3 protein-coding genes are annotated in these 2,846 nt (G+C 62.2%); all 3 read right to left on the minus strand.

Annotated elements, in window-relative coordinates:
- Positions 1–369 (minus strand): biotin/lipoyl-binding protein (locus tag LCF59_RS17660; RefSeq protein ID WP_292288933.1); only part of this gene is annotated, 369 nt, incomplete at its 3' end.
- 2 nt (positions 370–371) lie between these two features.
- Entirely contained in the window at positions 372–2,384 is a 2,013-nt protein-coding gene (locus LCF59_RS17665; protein ID WP_292288935.1) for a CRISPR-associated endonuclease Cas3'', read from the minus strand.
- A 109-nt stretch (positions 2,385–2,493) separates the two neighbouring features.
- The coding region (locus LCF59_RS17670) for a hypothetical protein (RefSeq protein WP_292288934.1) at positions 2,494–2,846 on the minus strand (353 nt) is incomplete at its 5' end.

Here is a 2,846-nt window from a genome sequence, read left to right on the forward strand (position 1 = left end):
CGGCGAGTTCGAGGGCCCCGGACGCAGCCCCGCCTCGCGGAAGATCGCCACGGTGCGCTCCACACCGGCGGCGTCGAACACCGCGGCGGTGTCCAGAACCGCCAGCAGTTGGCCCTTTTCGACGTCGTCCCCTTCCTCGATCGCAAGGTCGCGGACCCGTCCGTTGAGCGTGCTCACCACCAGCGACTGCCGGTCGAGAACAACGTCCCCGTCGAGCGCAAGCGTCTCTTGCACCGTGCCCCGGACGACGGTCGCCGCCTGCACGGAAAGAGGCCTGGTCGCGTACCAATAGCTCGCGGCACCGATCAGCAGCACCACGAGTACCGCAAGCGCGATCCGTAGCCCTTTTTTGCGTCTGCTGTGTTCCATGTTCAGCCCTCCCTGTCCTTCAAAACTTCCACCATGTCCAGCCTGTGAATGCGGGATTGCACGGCTTTCCCGGCCAACAGCACGAAACACATGGTCACGACGGCCGTCATCAGGTAACTGAACGGCCGGATGGTGATGATGGCGTTGTATATGTCATTGGTATAATACGCCCCGAACAGCACGGCAGTGCGATGACCGAGCCACAATCCGGGCGGCAACGCGAGAAAGGAGACCAGCAGGTTCTCACGCGAAAGCATCCGCTTGATGTCGTCGACGCCGTATCCAAGCACCCGCAGACTCGCCAGCTCGCGCCGAATCTCCGTGCCGTTGCCGAGGGTCAGAATGAGCCGCGCGCGAAGCAACCACGCCGAGGCCATGTCCGGCGCGGCCTCGACGCAGGCGCGCCATGTCTCCCGTGCGCGGTCGACCGTGTTGCGGATCACCAGGATGCGCGCGCCCCGGCGGGCTGCCGCAACCGCCAGTTCTGCAGCTTGCAATCCGCTCCAGCCGGAATGTGCCCGGACCGAGACGGTCTTCTGGTCGGCCGTCATGCTGGGCACCGGCCAACAGTCGGATTTCGTCCAGACAACCGGGTAAGGCGCGGACTGCGCGGCCGCAAGCGGCGGCAATGCCTCGCCGCGCCACTGCGCGCGCGCCACCGCACCCAGCGTTGCCGACATCAGCATCGCGTGTCCCCCCAGCGACATGTGATCATTGACAAGCTTGCGCTGGATGGTGGTCACCCATGCGTCGGAGGCGTGCACCTCGTCGACTACCAACAGCGCACGCGCCATGGCGGTGCCGCGCAGATGTGCATGCTTTACCTTCAGACCAGCCATCATGACCTGGTCGACCGTTCCGACCGCGATCTGAGCGGCCAGGAACCGTGTGGCGTGTTCTGCGGCCCAACGCGACGGGCGCGCCGCCGAGGTATCGTCCCAGCGGGTCCGGAACTCCGGCAACCGGACTCCCTTGGCTTCGCCCGCCAGCGCCTGCCCGGGAATGGCAAGGACCGCCTCGGGGGCGGGGTCCGCGAACATACGCTTCAGGGCAGTGTTGACCCGGGTTTGCAACTGTCGGGCGGCGGCACGCGTTGGCACCGCAAAATAAAGCGCCTCAACCTGTCCTGTCTCGAAAAGTCGCGCAAATCGCCACAGTGCCGCCTCGGTCTTACCTGCGCCGGTTTCCGCTTCAAGGATGACAAGCCGTTCGGACGTCTCGACATCCGCTATGGTCCGCTGCGCCGGTCGCGGCGCTGGATGAGCCGACAAAAGTGACCACGCCGCAGCTCCAGATAATCGTACGCCTGATGGATCAAGGCCGATGCTGCGCAAGCGTCGCCGCGCCTTTTCAAGGGCAGTGGTCCAGTAGGCCGGATCGAACTCTTCAACGAAATCAAACGCCTCACGATCCGACCCGACCCAGTCGGCAAGCGCCAGCAGTCCGGCGAAGAAATGTGCGAATTCATCGGTGAGGGGTGGGGGCGCATGATTGCGGATTTCGGGGAACCATGTGACAAGGGCTTCGCCCATCACGCGCTCCTCAGCCTTCCAGTCATAGCCCAGTGCCGGATCGAACGCATCACGGCCCCAGCTTGGGTCCGGCTTGGACACAGGGCGGCCGTGATGCGCGAAAAGCAGGCGGAACCACATCTCGATGTCAGGTCCCCATTCCGCCAGAAGCGACGCATTTCCGTCGAGTGCCTCCGACGCCTCTCCTCGCGCGAGCCATGCCCAGCCGCACTGCACGTGCCCGCGTTGTGTTATGTCCGGGTTTCGGCCCCATGCCTTGACCTGAAACCCGGTGGCAAGTTTCCCAATGTCATGCAGAAAAGAAAGCGCGCCCAAGCATGCTATTTCCTTTGACGTAATTGTTCGACCGATCGCTGCTACGGCGCGCTTGCGAAACAGGGGAACTTCAAGCAGTGACATGAGAACGGCAGCGACATCCGCGCTGTGATGCGCAAGATGGTGGCGCTCGTGGGTCACCCTATCTGCTTTTCCCCAAGCGGATATAACTTTGCTCCATCCATCACTGGATCAATCATTACAATAAATCCGTCACCCACCTATCCATGCTGCTACAGGTTTAATTAAGAATCAACTGTTTCAACTCAAGACCGCTCTATTGCTCAAACGGAAAAGGCTTCATTGCCAGCGTCACCTTAGGAAACCGCCGGTCGTGCGTGATTTTTCCATTGTTGGCGAGCTTGAGTTTGTTCAGCCGAAGGATACGGGTCCTGTACGGGGTGCGAGCCGCCACAACTTCGTTAGTTTGGCAAGGGTAGCCTACCCGCGCGACGTCAGCATGCGCAGCCGGCGGAACACGCGCCAGATCATTGAGCAACGAGTGCAATGTCCGGCGTGGTTCTTGGGTGGCCGCGGAAAGCTGCATGTCTTTCCGTCCAACACGGTTTCCCGATGTTGTCGAATGCACGCGAGTGCGCACGCACGCCTGCGATTGCGCTTTTTTAGTCC

The organism is Marivita sp., from assembly GCF_020055675.1.
Classification (GTDB): Bacteria; Pseudomonadota; Alphaproteobacteria; order Rhodobacterales; family Rhodobacteraceae; genus Marivita.